Source organism: Streptomyces sp. NPDC004561 (genome assembly GCF_053602155.1).
The window spans coordinates 1-1,917 of record NZ_JBSGDB010000842.1 but is presented as its reverse complement, the minus strand read 5'-3'; the positions used below and the strand labels follow the sequence as shown (position 1 = coordinate 1,917).

The 1,917-nt window shown below is 73.7% G+C and carries 2 protein-coding genes; one reads left to right on the top strand and one right to left on the bottom strand.

Annotation, left to right across the window (positions count from 1 at the left end; all coding sequences use genetic code 11):
- Positions 1-133 precede the first annotated feature (133 nt).
- The gene (locus tag ACWEN3_RS45960) at positions 134-730 is read right to left on the bottom strand and encodes a TIGR03086 family metal-binding protein (RefSeq protein WP_452984329.1); all 597 of its coding nucleotides are present in this window, start codon (positions 728-730) and stop codon (positions 134-136) included.
- Positions 731-787: 57 nt separating this feature from the next.
- On the opposite strand from ACWEN3_RS45960, the gene ACWEN3_RS45955 reads away from it, so the two are divergent.
- The gene (locus ACWEN3_RS45955; protein WP_452984327.1) at positions 788-1,243 is read left to right on the top strand and encodes a MarR family winged helix-turn-helix transcriptional regulator; all 456 of its coding nucleotides are present in this window, start codon (positions 788-790) and stop codon (positions 1,241-1,243) included.
- Positions 1,244-1,917 lie beyond the last annotated feature (674 nt).

The window sequence follows — 1,917 nt, the reverse complement described above, 5'->3', positions numbered from 1 at the left end:
GCCCGGGGGGGGGCCGCGGCCCCGACTCCGGCCGACGGCCCGTCAGCAGGCCTTCCCCGGCGCCCGGTTGCCGGCCGTCCTCGCCGGCCGCGTCCCGACGCGATGCGTCCCGGCGCGGCCCGGCGGTCGGCCTTCAGGCGGGGGAGCGGCCCAGGTGCAGGAGGATCCGGTTCAGGGTGTCGGAGCCGGCGGGCCCGGGCAGGGTCGGGGCGAAGGCGGCGCCCGGCCGCGTGCGGTGGGCGCCGCCGGGGACGGCCAGCGCGAGGGGAAGGGCGGCCTCCAGGAGGTCGGGCTCCAGGGCGAGGTGCAGACCGAGACAGCGGGCGACGTCCCAGGCGTGGACGACGTAGTCGATGAGGTGGAAGCCGATGGCGCGGACCGCGGGGAAGACCGCGCCCGCGCCGAACTCGGGCAGGGCGAACTCCTGGTCCGCCGCCCGCACCGCGGCGAACGCGGCCGGGACCGCTTGTGCGGCCGCCACGTACCGCGCGACCGCCTGCGGGTCCGGCGCCTCGGCCTTCCAGTGCCCCAGGTCACCGCCGTCGCCCCGCGCCGCCGCCGCGAACCCCCGGTGCTGGGCGGTCATATGGGCGAGCAACTCGCCCAGGTTCCACGCCGCGCAGGGGGTCGGGCGGGTGAGGTCCTCCTCGCCCGCGCGGCGGACCACGTCGATGCTCGTGCGTACCGCGCGGTCGTCGAAGGCCTTCAGGGCGGACAGGTCCAAATCCATACGCATATGCTTACGATAGGCAGTCACCTACCATAGGTCAACGAGTATCTTCTTCCCATGGCCGACCGCACCGCATCCGAACAGCGCCCCGACCTGGCGGCGATGATCGTCCCGCTGGGCCGTGCGCTGGTGGCCGCCGAGCTGCCGGTGCTGCGCGAGCACGGGCTGGTCATGTGGGCGTACTCGGTGCTGCTCGCCCTCGACGAGGAACCGGTGCGGACACAGGCCGCGCTGGCGCGGGACATCGGCGCGGACAAGACGCGGATCATCGCTGTCCTCGACGGCCTGGAGGAACGCGGGCTGATCGTCCGCCGGCCCGATCCGGCGGACCGGCGGGTGCGCGTGCTCTCCCTCACCCCGGCGGGGCGCCAGGTGCGCGAGGCGGTCCGGTCGGCGATCCGCGAACGCGAGGAGCGGCTGCTGGCCCGCCTGCCGAAGGAGGACCGGCGCGGCTTCCTGAACGCACTGCGGGCGCTGGCCGCGCTGCCGCCCTCCGAGATCGGCGGGGACTAGCGCCGCCTCGGGCGACGTCCGCCTCGTCTCATTCTTCTCATCACGATCACGGCCCTCGCCGGGCCGGCCAGGGGGGTCTGTGACGACACCCTTCGACCGGCACGTGCCGACCGGGTGATCACCGCGCCGGTCCGGACGGCCGGGAACCCGCCGTGGCCCGCTGCCGGCCGGCAGACCATCGCCGGGCATCCGACCTGGTCCGTCCCGGCCCTCACTCCGCCCGGCGCCGGGGGTGTGGAGAAGGGGTCTGGGGCCCTGAGAGCGTGATGCCTGCCATGCGAGCCGGATCACATCCTAAAGAGGGCCGTAGCAGCACATGCCCCTGAAAAGGCATGGAGCAACCCTATGTGTCCATTTCGGGCATTTCTCCGAAAGTGGGTAGTAGGTCACATCGTTGCGGCCGGCGTCGGCCGCCGCTAATCATGGCTGTCGTCGCCGAGGGCCGGTCGAACCGGACACCTGGCGAATCCCCTGAGGGTCTGCCCGTGAACTGCGGGTGCCCCACGCCGCCGCACGACCGCGGCCGGCACTGACGATGTCCCCCACGGAAGGTTCCTTTCGCATGGCCATGACCACTCGCACCCGCTTCGCCCGTATCGCTCTGACCGGTCTCGCCACCACGGGCGCGGCAGCCGCCGCGATCACCCTGATGCCGGCGAGCGCGCAGGCAGCCG

Bases quoted from the DNA above. Each gene is read 5' to 3' on its own strand.
- ACWEN3_RS45955 (WP_452984327.1), top strand. From the start codon at position 788: ATGGCCGACCGCACCGCATCCGAACAGCGCCCCGACCTGGCGGCGATG.
- ACWEN3_RS45960 (WP_452984329.1), bottom strand. From the start codon at position 730: ATGGATTTGGACCTGTCCGCCCTGAAGGCCTTCGACGACCGCGCGGTA.